The organism is Clostridium tyrobutyricum, assembly GCF_019144085.1.
In the GTDB taxonomy this organism is placed as follows: Bacteria; Bacillota; Clostridia; order Clostridiales; family Clostridiaceae; genus Clostridium_B; species Clostridium_B tyrobutyricum_A.
In genome coordinates, this window is the sequence record NZ_JAHHUY010000002.1 from 86,821 (window position 1) to 103,553 (window position 16,733).

Here is a 16,733-nt window from a genome sequence, read left to right on the forward strand (position 1 = left end):
AATGCCACCTTTGGTATTGTATATTTTCATTTTTCTCAAAATTCAGGTCAATAGACAATTAGACAATCAGTACAGTGACGGACATATACAGTAAGACAAAAAATCAAATTTCAATACTATAGAATTGATTTTAGTAAATAATTTTGCTGTTGATTTACTTATACATCCAATATTATTCAAAAGATTGCACTGAATATTTTATTATTTGTAATTGGATATATAAACGGAATAGATAAGATCTAAATGAAGTAATTGATTACATATTACTCTTACAAGATATGTTACCTTCCCCTGTCCTTTTACCTGAGAGTTTTGCCCTGCGACTTTCTCCTTCGGTGCTCATTAAGAGTCTCTCCAAGGATTCATCCAATAGCAGTCATCTCTAATTAAATAGGTACCTGAAAGATTCACTTCTTCGGTGAATGGCTATGCCACAACTCTCCCACTATCTTCATCTGAATTATTGAGTTTTACCTTCATATAATAATACATAATTAATAAAATTGCAATAATTTATTCTTTTTTATCTAAAATAAAAATACTATTTTGTCTAAATTATTAAAAATATTTATAATAATAAACTAATATAACTTTTCATAACAATATGAACTGAAGTTTCCATATATTTTTAACTATAAAATTTGTTATGTCTGAACCTTTAATCATACAAACACTATATTGTTTTTTATTGTATTTAGGTTTCTTAAAAACTGACATTTTTCATGTCTTTAATGCAACCTAATTAAATAAATAAATTCAAAAAAGCTCTGGATTTCTCCAAAGCTCTTAAAATCAAAAAAGTTATTATGTTTAATCATTTACTCAGGAAAGTTTTTATCCCAACTAAAATAATAAATATTCCAAAAGTCTTTTTCATTACATTGGCAGGAAGCACGTTTGCTAATTGACCGCCAAATTTAGCACTTACTAGCATTGCAGCACAAATAATTATACCGCCAACTAAGTCAGTATTTCCCTTTTTATAGTACTCAATAAATGCAAGTATGCCAACAGGTGGAAGCATGGCAATCAATGAAGTCCCCTGAGCTTTTAATTGAGAAAATCCTTCAAAAAACATTAAGGCTGGAATTATAATTACTCCACCGCCAACCCCAAATAATCCACTTAAGATACCTGCCGCAATGCCTATTACAATAAAGATAATTACATTTAACATAAATTTCCTCCTTGATCATTTAAAAATTTTTTTCTTTATACAATTCTAAATTGCCAATACATCCCACCTGCTTTTGATTACATTATATCATAATGATTAAACGTTTTCTTATTTAGTGATTTAATGTACTTGGAATAAGCTTTTATTTCCATTTAACTAAAAAGATGAAGAAACATATTGTAAGCATTTTGGAGATCATAATTGCCACCTGAAAATAAAAATCGGTGGCAAGACCTTCTAAAGAATCATCTCTCCTGGTTTATAACCCTCAGGCAATTCTTCTTCACTTAAAAATTTGAAATTTTCATCACGCAGTATTGGTAAAAATGCTTCATATGGAATTCTAGAAAACTCACAGGCATAATCACTGGCTCCAAACCATTTACCCTCTTTGCTGCTCAAGTTTAAATCTCTAGCAAATTTTGTATAGTTTGAGCAGTCATGAACTACTAAATCCCACTTTTCTTCATCAGCTATTTTCATGAATTTCAGAGTTAATTCCCTACTCCAAATTGGAGATATATAACCTTGTCTGGAAATATACATATTTTCCCCATAATAATTGTCTATGTTATTATCATTCAAATGTAATTCCGCACAATTGATAAAATCAAGTTCTGTATCTAAGATAGCTTGCTTTTTCTTAAAAAAAGCTTCGAAAAACTCAGGAGTCATTGGAGTTTCAATACCTACATTTTTAATATATTTTTTCGCTATTCCGATATTTTCAATCACTTTGTCTGAACACTTAGAAGCACCCAGATTGAAACGTATCTCATTAAGGCCGGCTTCACCTAATGCTTTTAATGTCTCTGAACTAGCTAAAATTCCATTTGTATATAGATGTTGATGAATTTTGGCATTACTAAATTTCCTTATTACCGAATAGTATTTTTCAATTTCCATGAATGGCTCTAAATAAACGTAGCAAATACCAGTGGGTTTCTTCTGTATGGAAAGAAGTAAATCAATATCCTTGTCATAAAATCTTGTGCCTCCAATTTCCCACATACCTTCGCCAATTGGGGGAATATCTTCTAGCTCTCCATAGTTATAACAAAACTTACACTCTATGTTGCATTTGTTTGTCTTTCTGATTGCATTCAAGCCACTACCCAACAGACAGGAACGACATCCTTTTGGGAATTTACCTTCATCTCCAACAAAAAAAGTCCTATTTTTCAAAGTTTTCAAATTTTTAATCTTCGACATTAACATATCATTTCTATGATTGATGGCTGCCTCAATTTGCGCAAAGGTAGAATAAATTATTTCTTGTTGTTTTGTCATAATTTCCTCTTCCTCAGGTAATGTTGAAAAAAATTCAAACCATATCAACGCATCTTTTTTTGAAATTTTCATAATATATTCTCCTCGTATAATTATCTTCCTAAAGACTCAATTCAAGCCTTCCTGCTGTGCTTTTTATACATTGTCATTATACCATTTTTAACTCAACAACAGTATGCGATGTAAAAAGCAAATTATAGATTGTTCTAATAACTGTTTCAAGAACCTCAGTTTGACGCTTATATGACCTTTCTATACTAAACTAAAATATAAAAATAAATAATATTATAACAGTCAGTTAACTGGCTATAATATTATTTAGACCAGCTAGTAAAAGTCAATAGAAATTAAAAAATAGTTTATGAGTAAAAATAAGTATAACAAATAATCCATCGAAAAACACGAACAATGGAATTAATTGTTAATAAAATGAACTTTATTTTTTAGCCGCTAGGCTGCAAAATTAGATTGCTTATTAAGATACATTTTAGCGTGTATTTTAGGGTCACGTAGTTCATACTCTTTTTGGTTTTTAAGAACGGAAAATATGTAATTGATTAGCTTATGCATTATTGCCACCAAGCCGACCTTCTTGCTTTTACCTTTCATATTTTCTTGTAGAAATTAAGTAGAACTCGGATTGCCCCCCTTATTTACAACAAAATCTAACGAATGCTAACTAAATCATAGATTTTTTTATAAACTCATTAGGACTCAAGTAATTTAAACTTCCACGAATTCTTTCTTCATTGTAGAACTTTATATATTCATCAATAAGCATATACCCATGAGTAAAGTTTCTAATCTCATTCCAACTAATGCACTCCTTAGAAAGTAAAGAATGAAAGGACTCTATGTGTGCATTATAGTTAGGAGAGCTTGTTGGGATAAGTTCATGGTATATATTATTTATTTTGCAGAATTCTTCAAATTTTATAGATGTAAACTGGGGACCATTATCACTTCTTAAAATTATGTTTAAAGTAACATTATTGTCTATAAGTGCTCTTTTCACAGCTGTTTTTGCATCTTCTGTAGTAGCAGTTCGTGTAATTTCTCTACCAACTAATTTTCTAGAATAAACGTCAATAATATCAGTAAGCATTATAAACTGTCCATTTAAAGCTTTTACATACTTTATATCAATTTCCCATAATTCATTTACAAAATTGATATTCCTTGCAATAGCAAGATGTCCTTGCTTAACGTGCTTAACATATGGGAGAAGCAATGCTAGCTTTTTAGCTAATCTGTATACTTTCTTGGCATTAATTTGAAGCCCATGACTCCTACGGAGTATATGAGTTATTTTTTTATATCCGTAGAATGGATATTTTTCACATACTTCATGTAAAAGAGTTTCAATAACAGAATCATCCACAATGCAATTATTTATTCCACATGAGAAGCCTGGTATTGGTCTACCAACACTTCTTGCTAATGATAGTTTATCCACAACAAGTTTTTTTCTTGGATAAAATGATGTCCTTGATATTTGCAATAGCCTACATACTCTAGAAACTTTAAGACCTTTTTCATTATATTTTCTTCCAAGAGTCTTTTTATCTTCTACCGTAGGTAATTCTTTTTTTTTAATAGTTCTTAAAGCATATCAAGTTCCAGCTCTTTCTTACCGATCAGTTCTTTAAGCTTACGATTTTCTTCTTCTAGTGCCTTTTCTTTAGGGGTAGCCTTTTTATTCCCTGATTCAGTTCCATTAATTACATTAAGTTGCTTCTTAAATGTGGATAATGTTGATGATGTAATTTCATATTTCTTACATATTTGTGCATTACTCAATCCTTTATTTAGCTCTTCAACCATTTTGATTTTTTCCTCTAAAGTATACCTTCTTCTTCCCATATTTCTAACCTCCACTATGTATTTTTATATTACCATGTTCGTTAGATTCTGTCGAAGATTATTATGGGGTCAGAGAGGCATGACCTACGTCACCTCGTCCAGTCACTGTTACAGCAGGAGCTTTTATACGGAAATCATTCTTATAATACCCAACAATTCCATCATTGGTTAGTGCATTAGCTAAAACAGGATATTTTCCTGAATCAACAATTTTATTTTTATCAATATCTCCACCAGCAACAATTTCCATTGATTCATCACCCAACTTATGCTGTTCCCAAGCAAGTGTGGGAAAATAAACGCATTAGCTCCAGCTTCATTTTTAAACTGGTGGAATTCGACCAGTTTATAATTTGGATTATTCATTCTTTCCCATAATCCTAAAAACTCAATAGTACTATTTCTTAACCAATTTTTAATTATGTCAGCAGAAACTTCTGGATTTTTATATTTTGCAATATCAATTAAACTGATATAATCATCTCTCCCCGGAAACAATAGGAATTACCTATTTATGATTTTTTATCCAATATATTATATCTTTCTGATTTAACTTTCCGGATGCTATATTCACACCCAAATCAACTAATTCTTTTTGGGTAAATTCTAATTTAATATTGTTATACTCAAGAAGCATAAGCATAACGTATATGCCAGTTCTTTTATTGCAATCCACAAATGCATGATTTTTTATTATATTAAAACAGATATTTGCGCATTTAGATTCAGCAGTTGGATATAAATCTTGCCCACCAAATGTAGCCCTGGAATTTTCTATTGATGATTTCAAAAGTTCTATATCCCTAATTCCCTTTGATCCACCTGTACTATCTATCATCTTATCATGCAATTTTATTATATATTCCAAAAATATATATTTCATCTATCAGCCAGTTCCTTAAAAGCTTCTATATTTTCTTCAAGAATTTTATCTGCAATCCTATCAAGAGTCTGTTCTTCAGATACAGCTTCTTTAGTAAATTCTTCAAAGTCCAAAACAACATATTTAGGTTTATTATTTTTCATAATAACCACCGATTTGTCCTCATCAACCATCTTGGCTACTTTAGAAAAATTCTGGTTAGCTTCTGACATTGAAACTATCATTTTAGTATTTACCAACATTGAAATCCCTCCTTAACACTATAATATATTTATATTATATCATAAGTAGGATAAAAACATCCTACTTATATAAAGTTTTGGTGAAAACCTTAATATTGATGCAGATAACTTTAAAGGCAAAAACACAACAATATATAAAAACTGCGGTTCTGAACTTCCAAAGGATAAATTTGAAGATTTGGAATGTCAACTCTTCTGAATTAATAAGAGTTTCATCATAAAAATTTCCCGTATTCTTTTCAGTTACTTTATCTGAAATCGCACCTAACTTACGCCGTTTTCACTACCAACAACTCTAAATTTTTACACCTAAAATCTTCAACCGTTCATTAATCTTCGCTTCAAGTTCTGCAATTTCCTTATTATCTTGTTCTAACTGCTTATTTACTTCTTCCAAATCAATTGGAGCTTCTTCTTCAAAAGTGTCAACATAACGTGGAATATTCAAGTTAAACTCATTTTCCTTGATTTCATCAATTGATGCCACGTGAGCATATTTATCAACATCTTTACGTTCTTTAAATGTATTGATGATTTTATCTACATTTTCATCATTTAAGTTATTTTGATTCTTACCTTTTTCAAAATCATTACTTGCATCAATAAATAATATGTCTTTGGTTTTACGATTTTTCTTAAATACTAAAATGACTGTTGGTATACTTGTTCCATAAAATAAGTTAGCTGGCAGACCAATAACCGTATCAAGATAATTTTTTTCAATTAGAGTTTGACGGATTTTACCTTCTGCTGCACCACGAAATAGCACGCCGTGAGGCAAAACAATTGCCATTGTTCCATCACTATTTAAATGATATATACTGTGCAATATAAAAGCATAATCTGCTTTTGAGGCTGGTGCTAATTTCCCATAATCGCTAAAACGTGGATCTTTTAATTTTGTTTTATCATTATCCCATTTTGCAGAATATGGTGGATTTGCAACCACTGCATCAAAACTACGTGGGTGGTCAATCCCTTTTCCGTCTGGTCCATCTGGCCAATCGCTTCCCAAAGTATCAGCATTATTTAGTGTCATATTGTTATAAGGTACATCGTGCATCATCAAATTCATACGAGCCAAGTTATACGTTGTCGTATTCAACTCTTGACCAAAGTACTTAATAGGACTACAATTAGGCAATTCTTGTCCAACAGTAAGCAGTAAAGAACCTGAGCCCATTGTAGGATCATATAAATTGAAGAATTCATCTGATTTTTCTACATCGTTAGTGACCAATTTAGCTAAAATCTTACTTACTTGATGAGGTGTATAGAATTCTCCACCTTTTTTACCAGCACTTGCAGCAAATTTACCAATTAAATATTCATAGATTTCACCTAGAATGTCTTTTCCGTCATCCTCTTTGTATTCAATTTCATCTACTAACTTAACTATATTGTTAAGTGATTTTGCACGTTCATTTATAGAACTTCCAAGACGTGAATCTCCCAGGTTAATATCGTTGAATATACCACGAAAATCTTTAACCGCTTCTTTATTTAATTCAGCATTTTTATTAAAGTTATCAAAAATAGTTTGGTAGTCACTGGGAATAACTTGTGAATCATTAATTTTATTAATCAAAGACTCCCATGTATCATTTGGTGCAATCGCATACCCAAGACTTGATGAAATATCTTCTAAATAATCATCCAAATCTGCACCTACCGCTTGTTTTAGGTAAGCATCATTGGTAGATTGTCCATCAGCAACATCAATAACATTGTTTCCTACTAAATACTGCTCTTGATGTTCTGAAAGGTATACCTTCATTCTGTAATGTTTCTGAGACTTCTGACAATGCAGTATAAGTACATCCTTTTTCATGCGGACTTCCATTTACTAATAATACTTTCATTTTATCCATTCCTTTCTTCGTCAATACTCTTTACTTGTTCTTTAAATTATCATGCCTGAATCAACCATACCATCTAGAGTTAACTCTCTGTCAAGCATTTTTTAATATCTATTTTCCAGCTCTTTTAGCATAGTCTGATCCCACTGGATAACGCTCTCCCACTACAGTAATTTTTGATAATGCATCGTTTAATTTACTGAGCTCCTCATGAGTCAGCGTAATTTCCACTGCTCCTGCATTCTCCGCTAAACGATGAACTTTTGTTGTCCCTGGTATTGGGACAATCCATGATTTTTGTGCCAATACCCATGCCAAAGCTATTTGTGCAGGTGCAGCACCTTTTTCTTCAGCCACCTTATGAATCAAATCAACCAGAGCCTGATTCGATTTCATATTTTCCGATGAAAATCTCGGAAGTTGACTACGAAGGTCACCCCTGGCAAACTCAGTGTTCTTATTGAAAGCACCTGTTAAAAATCCTTTTCCCAATGGTGCAAATGGCATAAATCCAATTCCTAATTCCTCCAGAACCGTTAACAATTCTTTTTCGGGCTGTCTCCACATCATAGAATATTCACTTTCCACTGCTGTTAACGCACATACTGCATGCGCTTTCCTAATTGTGTCTACTCCCGCTTCTGAAAGTCCCCAATGCTTTATCTTCCCTTCTTTTATCAAAGCCTTCATTGTATCTGCCACTGCTTCAATCGGCACATTTGTATCCACTCGATGTAAATAGTACAAATCAATTACATCTGTTTTCAATCTTTTCAAAGAACCCTCCACAGATGTTCTAATCACTTCTGGTCTTCCATCCAAGACCTGTTTTCCATTAACTATTTTTATTCCACATTTAGTACTGATAATAACTTTTTCCCTATAAGGCTTTAACGCCCCTCCAATCAGTTCTTCATTAATATATGGCCCATAGACCTCTGCTGTATCAAATAGAGTAATTCCCATTTCAATAGCTTTATGAATTAATGAAATCATTTCTTTTTTATCTGACACAGTTCCATAACCATAACTCATTCCCATACATCCTAGTCCAATGGCTGAAACCTCAAGGTCGCTATTTCCCAATTTACGTTTTTTCATTCTTAAAACCTCCTATCATTATCTTAAAAGAGTGAAACTGGCTGAATTCATTAAGAATCCCCAGGAAAGTTAGACTTTTGGTCTAACTTTCGCACGGCAGCTCAGATTTTTCAGACTTTTTATCGCATACTTGACATTCTACTATTGTTGTATTGATTAGAGACGTTTATCGAAGAAATCTACTGCTTTCTTTATCTTTATTTTCCCATTGGAAAAGCACCAACTGAGCATGATTCCATACATTTCCGAATTGATAGCTGATGCTAGTTTATTAACAGGAGTATCCTTTACCAGTTCACCTTTTTCGATTGATTCATTTAAGATTTGCTCTAAACACATTATATCTTTCTGTAGTTTCGCTTCGCCTGTTTTCTTTCCCTCACTTTCTTCGTTAGAATCCAGACAATATTTTATCCATTGTCTGGTAAGAGCAATGTTTTCCTCTTCAATTATCGATTGAAATTGTGTAATATACCATAATAATCTTTTAGTTACTGGCTTGTTTTTAGTTTTTTCAAAATCTTTAAAAAAACCTGTCCAATGAGAACTTGACATTACTTCAAGTAATTCTTCCTTACTTCTAAAATAATGATAAAATGTACCCTTGCCGCGACCACAGGAATCTGTAATATCTTCTATTCTAACTTTATCATAACCATACTTTGTAATTAATTTTTGAGCAGTTTTAATAAGTATGAGTTTTGTTTCTTCTGCCTGTTTTTGCCTATTATTCATTCATTAAGTTCTCCATATCTGATATTTTCACATAATATGCTAATATGATATATTATTATCAACCTCAAGTTAATAAAGTAAACATTGCAATTATAATTCTGCAGAATTATTTTCTTTCTACCTTTAACGAACCATGCCACACAGTCTCTCAATGGCAGCAGGATCGTGATGTGAGAAGAAACAGCTCTTGCCTGTATCGAGAGAAGCAATAGACTGCATATCCTCATCGGTTAAAGTAAAGTTAAACACATCAAAGTTTTGCTCAATACGTTCTTTTTTCACAGATTTAGGGATGCACACTACACCTCGCTGAATAAGCCAACGCAATACTACCTGTGCAATAGATTTACCGTATTTTTCTCCTATAGTTTTCAATATTTCATTCTGGAACAAGCCATTTTGTCCCTCTGCAAAAGGTCCCCATGACTGGATTTGCACACCCTTTTTCTTCATAATTTCTTGGTCAAAAGTACGTTGGCAGAAAGGATTTATCTCTATCTGATCGATGGCTGGAGTAATTTCATTGTTCATTACAAAATCCACCAATCTGTCAGGCATGAAATTTGCCACCCCAATTGCACGAATCCTCCCTGTTTTATAAAGCTCCTCCATTGCCCTCCATGATCCATATACATCTCCGATAGGCTGGTGAATCAAATACGAGTCGAGATAATCAAGATCCAACTTTTTCAGAGAAGTCTCAAAGGCTTTCATAGTTTTTTCATACCCTGCATCAGACAACCACAGCTTCGTTGTGATAAACAGTTCTTCACGGGATATACCACATTTTTTGATTGCACGGCCAACTGCTTCCTCATTGTGATAGGACATAGCCGTATCAATTAAACGATATCCAGTATGAATAGCATCTATCACCGCCTGTTCACATTGTGCCTCATCTGTGATTTGAAAAACGCCGAATCCAAGAATTGGCATTTCCACTCCATTGTTTAAAGTTACTTTTTCCATAATAAATTCCTCCTGTTTATTTCAATTTTGTCATGCAACTACAATGTCAATAAATATAGAAATCTTTATCTGCATAGACCATAAGATACTTATCTTATAAAATTAGTGAATATTCCAGTTTCACGATCTAGCATTTTCACACCATTCTTAAGTCCTGCTTCCTTACACTTTAAGAAAAACGCCATGTTCCTTCCCAAGGTTCTCATAGTCTGATGTCCTTCCAAATCCTGTTTAACCTGTTCAGGAGCTGCACCATGAACCATATTCCAGTACTGTGATGAAACAATCGGCATCTGCATTAATCCGAAATACTTATTCAATTGATCATAGGTTGCCGTTGTTCCGGCTCTTCTGGCAGATATTACACATGCTGCTGGTTTCAAATAGAATGACTGTCTTCCTCCATTAAGATCTGCATAAAATACTCTGTCTAAGAATGATGGTATGGCTCCACCTGCCGATGCCCAATGTACCGGTGAGCCAATAATAAACCCATCATAATCTCCAGCTATATCAAGAAATTCATTTACTCTATCATTGAATACACATTTTTTCTTCGTAACACATGTCTTACATGCAATACATCCATTCAATGCCTTATTGCCAATCCAAAATATCTCTGTATCGATACTTTCCTTCTGTAATGTCTCCGCAACTTCTGACAATGCAGTATAAGTGCATCCTTTTTCATGTGGACTTCCATTTACTAATAATACTTTCATTTTATCTATTCCTTTCTTTTTAATAATCTTTACTTGTTCTTTCAATTTTATTTGAAATCCTTCAAACAAATTGTTATAATAAAATATATCATTTAATAGACTTATGCAGTCAATGACTCTAAGTCTATTTTTGTGTTAAAATCAATAACTTCAATCATTCTATTTGCTATGTTATTGCCTAAAAAGCTTACAGCCTGACCAAAGTATCATATTCTGCTTACACAAATGCTACATCTCCCTTTGCAGCTGACAGCAAGGTTTTTCATTTGGATGAATGCTAATTACTCCAGGTTGTAGTCAGTACTTTGATTAGGATAATTCCTTTCTAATTTCCTCATTATTTTTTTCTTGACATATTACCAAATTACTTTTTTCTTTGATTTTTATTATTAAATAGCCATCCCATGATATCTGCATCTTTGGCAAACAATGCCCCACCACCGTCATGTTGATTTGTTATTCCATGGCTTGTAAAATAATCAGCACTCTTTACATCCAGAACAAGCAACTGTTCAATCTCTTTATTGGACAACCCCTGCTTCCGATAAAGCTTATAAAGTGTATTATAAGCTTTCTTTAATGGCTTGGAACCATAATATTCATCATTTTCACCAACGGCAAAATATACTGGTGTCCTGCTTTTCACCACTGTGTCATATGCTCCATCCCATTTGGAACTGCATTGCAGATAAGCAGTGAAAAGTTCTGGCCTTTTCCCCATTACCAAAGACATAGTTTCTCCACCACCTGAATATCCGCTGGCATAGACCTTCTTCTTGTCAATATTGTAATTCTTTAAAAAGTATTCCACCAATTCAATTGTCTGATTTGCTGATGTTTCGCCCCAATCCTCCAATTGTGGAGCTACGACGATCATTTTATGATTGTACTTTTGTGCCTCAAATCCAAACTCTTCTGTTTTAATATTTTCTGCTGCCCCCTGAAAGTAAAGTCCCTGGTAGCCTGGAAGTGTAAAATACAAAGCATATGCTTCTTTTCCATCATATCTTTTAGGAATATAAACATTATAATGAATCGCTTCACCCGATTTAGTATGTAAAACATTGTCTACAGAAAATCCTCTATATTCCTTTATTCCTGATATAACATATTCATCTGGTTTATCCGTTTCACTCTTGTGTGCATCATTTTTTTCACTTATTTCTTTCTTCTGTGGCCATTGATTCCGATTGGTAATTGTATCTAATGATGCATTTCTTTTACCAGTCGAATTATGACAAGCTGTTATGGCAAAAAGTAAACAGAGCACAATTGCTATCATATAATACTTTTTTTCTTCATAAACTATTTTCTCAAACTTTCCACCCATGACTGTACATCTTCTGTAGAAGCACCAGAAGAGAACCTTTTACCTTCAAGCCAGTTACCTTTTCCCGCCATCTTGGCAAGTAAATTGCCGCTATCTTCCATACCTGAGGATTGGGAAGTACAAAATGGAATAACTGTCTTTCCTGTAAAATCATTTGCTTTTATAAATCCATCTACAGGCCAGGCTGCAATTCCCCACCAGATTGGATAGCCGATAAACACTGTATCGTATGACTTCCAATTATCAACTGTTGCAGCGGTAAGCTGAATATTTCTGCTGTTAGGATTATCATGTTCCTTTGTTACACGACTGTTATCATTTGACCAGTTCAGATCAGCGTTACTATATGGTTTTACAGGTTTTAATTCAAAAGTATCTGCTTTCATAGTCTTTGCAATTGTTTTAGCAACTGCTGCTGTGTTACCTGTTGCCGAGTAATACACAACAAGCACTTTTCCACTCTGTTTCAGTTGATTTTTTTGTGATTTTTCTGCCTTGTTTCCATTTGTATTGGATCCACATCCGGCAAGCACACCAATAAGAAATGTGCAGATTAAACTCATAATGATGATTTTTTTGTTTTTCATGATTATTCTCCTTATAAAATAAATTTTTAAATTAACTCTATTGGGAAAATCAACTTCTTGAAAGGTAAAATACACTATCATAAGAACTCTAAATATTATGACAAATAATTTCTATTAACTGCTATATAATACCTGCTCTTTTCAGCCATACAGATATGGCAGTCTTTGAATTTTTTACATCTGAACCATATATATCCAGTCCATCCAGAACATCAGCCCCAAGACAAGTTTTTATAATATCTTGTTCGCTTCGCCCCATCCGACTGCCTCCATGCGTACAGTAAGGTAAAATTATTTTACCTGTAAAATCATACTGCTCTAAAAATGTAAATACAGCCATTGGTATAGTTCCCCACCAGTTTGGATATCCCAGGATAATCGTATTATAAGTATCCATGTCAGCAACCATTGTTTTCAATTTCGGACGCATGTTCGCCTTTTGCTCCTGCTTAGCAATGTCTACTACTGTATTATAATTTTGTGGATATGCTTCAACAGTTTGAATCTTAAAAATTTCTCCACCAATTTGTTTCTGAATTTCCTTCGCAACTATACCTGTATTTCCAGAATGAGAAAAATAGGCAATTAATATTTTTACATTTTTTTGCATTTTGACATCCTCCCTTTAAAAATTCAATAAAATTTGTTTTCTGCTTTTATTGCTTTCTATGCATTTCTTACTATTTGATATGCCTGATTCAGATAATCTGTCCGTCTCTTACAAACGAGCACTCCATTTCTCAAGATTGGATTCAGGCATCGCCATTTTATCTGTATCAAATCTAATATCAATTTCATTTGTAACAATAGTATTCTTACAAACCTTTTTGATGTCCTTTATTGTATGTCCAATCCATCCTCCATTGGTTACAAATGGAACTATCGTTTTGCCTGACAAATCATATTCAAATAAAAATGTTGCAACTGCCGGTGCGTATGTATACCACCACACCGGTATACCAAGGATAATCGTATCATAATCTTCCAGATTTACAGAAAGCGGCTTAATTGCTGGTTTATGTCCACTGTCTACTTCCTGTTTTCCCTGGTCTACTACTGAATTGTAATCTCCTGTATAAGGCTTTACTGTTTCAATCCTACAGATATCTAAACCAGTAGCCTTCTGGATCTTTTCTGCAACCTTCTTTGTATTATTTGTATATGAATAATACACAATCAACTTTTTCTCCATAATATTTAGTCCTCCCATACTTCTTTTGCCAGTGTAAATGCTGCCCAAGCATTTGGCCATCCCACATAAAATGCAAGATGTGTAATAATCTCAGCAATTTCCTCTGCTGTCACTCCGTTGTTTTTAGCATTTGTCATATGATATTTCAATGAATTATCAAAAATCCCTTTTGTGATTAATGCCGTTACCGTAATCACGCTGCGGTCTCGAAGCGATAATTTATCCTCCCTTGACCACACCTCACCAAATAGAACATCGTCGTTTAATTCTGCAAATTTGGGTGCGAATATTCCAAGGGCATCTCTGCCCGCCGTTTGCTTCTTCATAACTGCCTCCATTCCGATAGGTAAACTACTATCTATCTATAAACTATAAAATATTATTTCAATTTTTTATATTCTTCATCCGTTAATGGTTCACACCACTCATTAGAACTGCCTTCTGCTGGAACAGATAAAGCTAAATGTGCAAAAGCCTCGTCTTTTACAGCACCATGCCAGTGTTTAATTTCTGGAGCAATATATACCACATCTCCGCTCTTTAAAAGCTGCGGCTCTTTACCCATTTCCTGATACCATCCATGACCACCGACACAGATTAATATCTGGCCGCTGCCATGATGAATATGCCAGTTATTACGACATCCTGGTTCAAATGTAACATTGCAAATGGTTACTTCTTTGTTATTTAAAAGACTTAAGTAGCTTTTTCCAATAAAGTATTGTGCATAAGCTTTGTTTTCTTCGCCTAGTGAAAAATCAGATACCTTTTCTAGTTCTTTTCTATCCATAAATTTTCTCTCCTCATGTTTAGTTTTTACCTGTATGATTTCTCGTAGATCTTCACGCAGTCCTCATGTGACAATTTACATGGATCACACATAAATAAACCACCCATAGTCTCTCTTGCATTTTTTGCCATCTTGTCAAATTCATTTCTTTGAATACCATAGTCCGACATTTTAAGTTCAGCTACTCCACATGCCTTCTGCAGCTTTACAAGCATCGTGATAAAATCCTGTGGTTCTTTTGCATCCTGCATACCCAATGCCTTTGCCATATGAATGAACCTGTCATCACATACATGCTTAGCTACAAAATACTGATAATACTCTTTACTAATCATGATAAGTCCTGCTCCATGAGGAAGTTGCTGACGATAGGCACTCATTGCATGTTCCATGGAATGCTCACTAGTACATGCACTAATGGTCATGACCGTCCCCGAAAGGGTATTGGCAAATGCCACATGTTCTCTTGCTTCCATATCATTTCCATGTTTCACAGCTCTTGCAAGATAAGTTCCCACATTCTCAATGGCTGTTAAGGCATACATGTCACTCATCATATTGGCTGCTGCTGAAATATAGCATTCCGTACTATGGAATAATGCATCAAAGCCTTGATAAGCTGTAAAGGTAGCTGGAACACTTTTCATCAATTCTGGATCTACTATTGCCAGAACTGGATAAAGAGAATCATAACCACCAAATCCCATCTTTTCATTGGTTTCTTCATTTGTGACAACACCCCACTGATCAACCTCTGAACCAGTTCCTGCTGTAGTTGTAATTGCTACAACTGGCAATGGTTCTTTTGTAAGTGGCTGTCCCTTTCCAGTTCCACCACTCATATAATTCCATAGGTCTCCATCGTTTGTAGCCATAGCTGCAATTGCTTTGGATGCATCCATAACGCTTCCACCCCCAAGCGCTACTACAAAATCGCACTTATTTTCTCTGGCATATTCTCCACCAGCCATAACTGTAGATTTTAATGGGTTGGCTTCCACTTTATCAAAGAGAACTGTTTCTACTCCTGCAGCATGCAACTCTTCCTCACATTTGCTGAGATAACCGTTTCTCTTTGTTGATTTTCCATTAGAAATAACAAGTATAGCCTTCTTGCCAGGAAACTGCTGTTCTCTTAAATGATTTAATTGTCCTGCACCAAATATTAATCTAGTTGGTGAATACTTCATAAAACTCATATCTAATACTCCCCTTTTCTAAATTTAATTAATGTAAAATACACTTTAGACTTGCATAAACTTCTTTAATATACTATGATGAATATATTATAATACCTAAACCTAACTTTAGGTCAATACTTTTTTTGTAAATTTTTTGGAGGTGCTTTATGACTTATTCTATTGGAGAAATATCAGAAATGCTGAATATATCCATATCAACCCTGCGCTACTATGACAAGGAAGGACTGCTTCCTCTTGTCAATAGAACTTCTGGAAATATAAGAGTATTCGATGATACAGATGTTGAATGCTTGAAAATGATAGAATGTTTAAAAAATACAGGTATGCCACTTAAGGATATCAAACTGTTCTTTGAATGGTGTGAAGAAGGGGATGATACAATTGACCAGCGATATGATCTATTCATTCATCAAAAAGAAAAAACTGAAAAACAGATTGCTCTCTTACAAAACGCACTTGACCGTATCAATTACAAATGCGAGTTTTACAGAATATCAAAAGAAAAGGGTACAACCAATGTTCCTGGATTACGTGAAGAGCTTGCTATGAAATTTCTAAATAAAGATGCAGAAAAAGGGATATCAGAGTAATCTAAGGATATATTCTGAGAGAATTGAATCCTATACTCTTCGCTGTTCAACCTTGCCTTCTCCAGCATACTCTAGATTTCCAAATGTCTTTTCAATGTTCGGAATTACATATTTTAATTCCATATACTTTACCTCTTTTCTTCTTATTTATAATATTTAATTTACAATTATTTTCTTATTCTGTTTGATAAAGCATACCTT

General features: G+C 33.7%; 20 protein-coding genes, 3 pseudogenes and 1 riboswitch. Of the genes and pseudogenes, 1 reads left to right on the top strand and 22 read right to left on the bottom strand.

The window, feature by feature from the left end:
- Positions 1–281: 281 nt before the first annotated feature.
- Positions 282–368: riboswitch (glycine riboswitch) on the bottom strand.
- Positions 369–814: 446 nt separating this feature from the next.
- The 21 genes and pseudogenes from KM800_RS01195 to KM800_RS01290 form a co-directional block, all read right to left on the bottom strand.
- Positions 815–1,177 (bottom strand): sulfite exporter TauE/SafE family protein, encoded by a 363-nt coding sequence (locus KM800_RS01195; protein WP_017752319.1) that lies wholly within the window; start codon positions 1,175–1,177, stop codon positions 815–817.
- Positions 1,178–1,414: 237 nt separating this feature from the next.
- A complete protein-coding gene (locus KM800_RS01200) occupies positions 1,415–2,539 on the bottom strand; it encodes a radical SAM protein (RefSeq protein WP_217811430.1) in 1,125 nt (374 codons plus the stop codon).
- A gap of 607 nt (positions 2,540–3,146) precedes the next feature.
- Positions 3,147–4,064, bottom strand: a complete 918-nt coding sequence (locus KM800_RS01205) for an IS3 family transposase (RefSeq protein WP_330655468.1) — start codon at positions 4,062–4,064, stop codon at positions 3,147–3,149.
- Positions 4,065–4,069: 5 nt separating this feature from the next.
- Positions 4,070–4,330 carry a transposase gene (locus KM800_RS01210; RefSeq protein ID WP_217811432.1) on the bottom strand — a complete coding sequence of 87 codons (261 nt, stop codon included), beginning with the start codon at positions 4,328–4,330 and terminating at the stop codon, positions 4,070–4,072.
- A gap of 61 nt (positions 4,331–4,391) precedes the next feature.
- A pseudogene (locus KM800_RS01215) lies at positions 4,392–4,598 on the bottom strand (type I restriction endonuclease subunit S); the annotation flags it as partial.
- Positions 4,511–4,828, bottom strand: a complete 318-nt coding sequence (locus KM800_RS01220) for a KilA-N domain-containing protein (RefSeq protein ID WP_217811433.1) — start codon at positions 4,826–4,828, stop codon at positions 4,511–4,513. The gene KM800_RS01220 and the pseudogene KM800_RS01215, both read right to left, overlap by 88 nt.
- 10 nt (positions 4,829–4,838) lie before the next feature.
- On the bottom strand, positions 4,839–5,213 hold the full coding sequence (locus KM800_RS01225) for a type II toxin-antitoxin system death-on-curing family toxin (protein WP_217811434.1): 375 nt from the start codon (positions 5,211–5,213) through the stop codon (positions 4,839–4,841).
- On the bottom strand, positions 5,210–5,455 hold the full coding sequence (locus tag KM800_RS01230) for a type II toxin-antitoxin system prevent-host-death family antitoxin (RefSeq protein WP_217811435.1): 246 nt from the start codon (positions 5,453–5,455) through the stop codon (positions 5,210–5,212). The genes KM800_RS01225 and KM800_RS01230 overlap by 4 nt, the downstream gene beginning before the upstream one ends.
- Positions 5,456–5,750: 295 nt before the next feature.
- A complete protein-coding gene (locus tag KM800_RS01235; RefSeq protein ID WP_217811504.1) occupies positions 5,751–7,232 on the bottom strand; it encodes a type I restriction-modification system subunit M in 1,482 nt (493 codons plus the stop codon).
- Positions 7,222–7,317 (bottom strand): annotated as a pseudogene (locus tag KM800_RS15390) (NAD(P)H-dependent oxidoreductase); the annotation flags it as partial. The pseudogene KM800_RS15390 and the gene KM800_RS01235, both read right to left, overlap by 11 nt.
- A 108-nt stretch (positions 7,318–7,425) precedes the next feature.
- Positions 7,426–8,415, bottom strand: coding sequence for an aldo/keto reductase (locus KM800_RS01240; protein WP_217811436.1), 990 nt, complete (start codon positions 8,413–8,415; stop codon positions 7,426–7,428).
- Between the two features lie 156 nt (positions 8,416–8,571).
- Complete coding sequence (locus KM800_RS01245; RefSeq protein WP_217811437.1) at positions 8,572–9,150, bottom strand: TetR/AcrR family transcriptional regulator; 579 nt, start codon at positions 9,148–9,150, stop codon at positions 8,572–8,574.
- Positions 9,151–9,273: 123 nt separating this feature from the next.
- Complete coding sequence (locus tag KM800_RS01250; RefSeq protein WP_217811438.1) at positions 9,274–10,119, bottom strand: aldo/keto reductase; 846 nt, start codon at positions 10,117–10,119, stop codon at positions 9,274–9,276.
- A gap of 89 nt (positions 10,120–10,208) precedes the next feature.
- Positions 10,209–10,841: a flavodoxin family protein gene (locus KM800_RS01255; protein ID WP_217811505.1), complete on the bottom strand. Its 633-nt coding sequence runs from the start codon at positions 10,839–10,841 to the stop codon at positions 10,209–10,211.
- Positions 10,842–11,205: 364 nt separating this feature from the next.
- Complete coding sequence (locus KM800_RS01260; RefSeq protein WP_254906426.1) at positions 11,206–12,171, bottom strand: prolyl oligopeptidase family serine peptidase; 966 nt, start codon at positions 12,169–12,171, stop codon at positions 11,206–11,208.
- The gene (locus KM800_RS01265; protein WP_217811439.1) at positions 12,147–12,758 is read right to left on the bottom strand and encodes a flavodoxin; all 612 of its coding nucleotides are present in this window, start codon (positions 12,756–12,758) and stop codon (positions 12,147–12,149) included. Before KM800_RS01265 ends, KM800_RS01260 begins: the two co-directional genes overlap by 25 nt.
- Before the next feature lie 121 nt (positions 12,759–12,879).
- The gene (locus KM800_RS01270) at positions 12,880–13,368 is read right to left on the bottom strand and encodes a flavodoxin (RefSeq protein WP_217811440.1); all 489 of its coding nucleotides are present in this window, start codon (positions 13,366–13,368) and stop codon (positions 12,880–12,882) included.
- Between the two features lie 108 nt (positions 13,369–13,476).
- Positions 13,477–13,950, bottom strand: a complete 474-nt coding sequence (locus KM800_RS01275) for a flavodoxin (RefSeq protein ID WP_217811441.1) — start codon at positions 13,948–13,950, stop codon at positions 13,477–13,479.
- Between the two features lie 5 nt (positions 13,951–13,955).
- The gene (locus KM800_RS01280; protein WP_217810871.1) at positions 13,956–14,276 is read right to left on the bottom strand and encodes a carboxymuconolactone decarboxylase family protein; all 321 of its coding nucleotides are present in this window, start codon (positions 14,274–14,276) and stop codon (positions 13,956–13,958) included.
- 53 nt (positions 14,277–14,329) lie between these two features.
- On the bottom strand, positions 14,330–14,740 hold the full coding sequence (locus tag KM800_RS01285) for a cupin domain-containing protein (protein ID WP_217810872.1): 411 nt from the start codon (positions 14,738–14,740) through the stop codon (positions 14,330–14,332).
- Between the two features lie 26 nt (positions 14,741–14,766).
- Positions 14,767–15,939: an iron-containing alcohol dehydrogenase gene (locus KM800_RS01290; protein ID WP_217811442.1), complete on the bottom strand. Its 1,173-nt coding sequence runs from the start codon at positions 15,937–15,939 to the stop codon at positions 14,767–14,769.
- A gap of 149 nt (positions 15,940–16,088) precedes the next feature.
- Between KM800_RS01290 and KM800_RS01295 the strand changes: the two genes are divergently transcribed.
- The gene (locus KM800_RS01295; protein ID WP_217811443.1) at positions 16,089–16,532 is read left to right on the top strand and encodes a MerR family transcriptional regulator; all 444 of its coding nucleotides are present in this window, start codon (positions 16,089–16,091) and stop codon (positions 16,530–16,532) included.
- A gap of 33 nt (positions 16,533–16,565) precedes the next feature.
- On the opposite strand, the pseudogene KM800_RS15395 reads toward KM800_RS01295, so the two are convergent.
- A pseudogene (locus tag KM800_RS15395) lies at positions 16,566–16,655 on the bottom strand (DUF961 family protein); the annotation flags it as partial.
- Between the last annotated feature and the right edge of the window lie 78 nt (positions 16,656–16,733).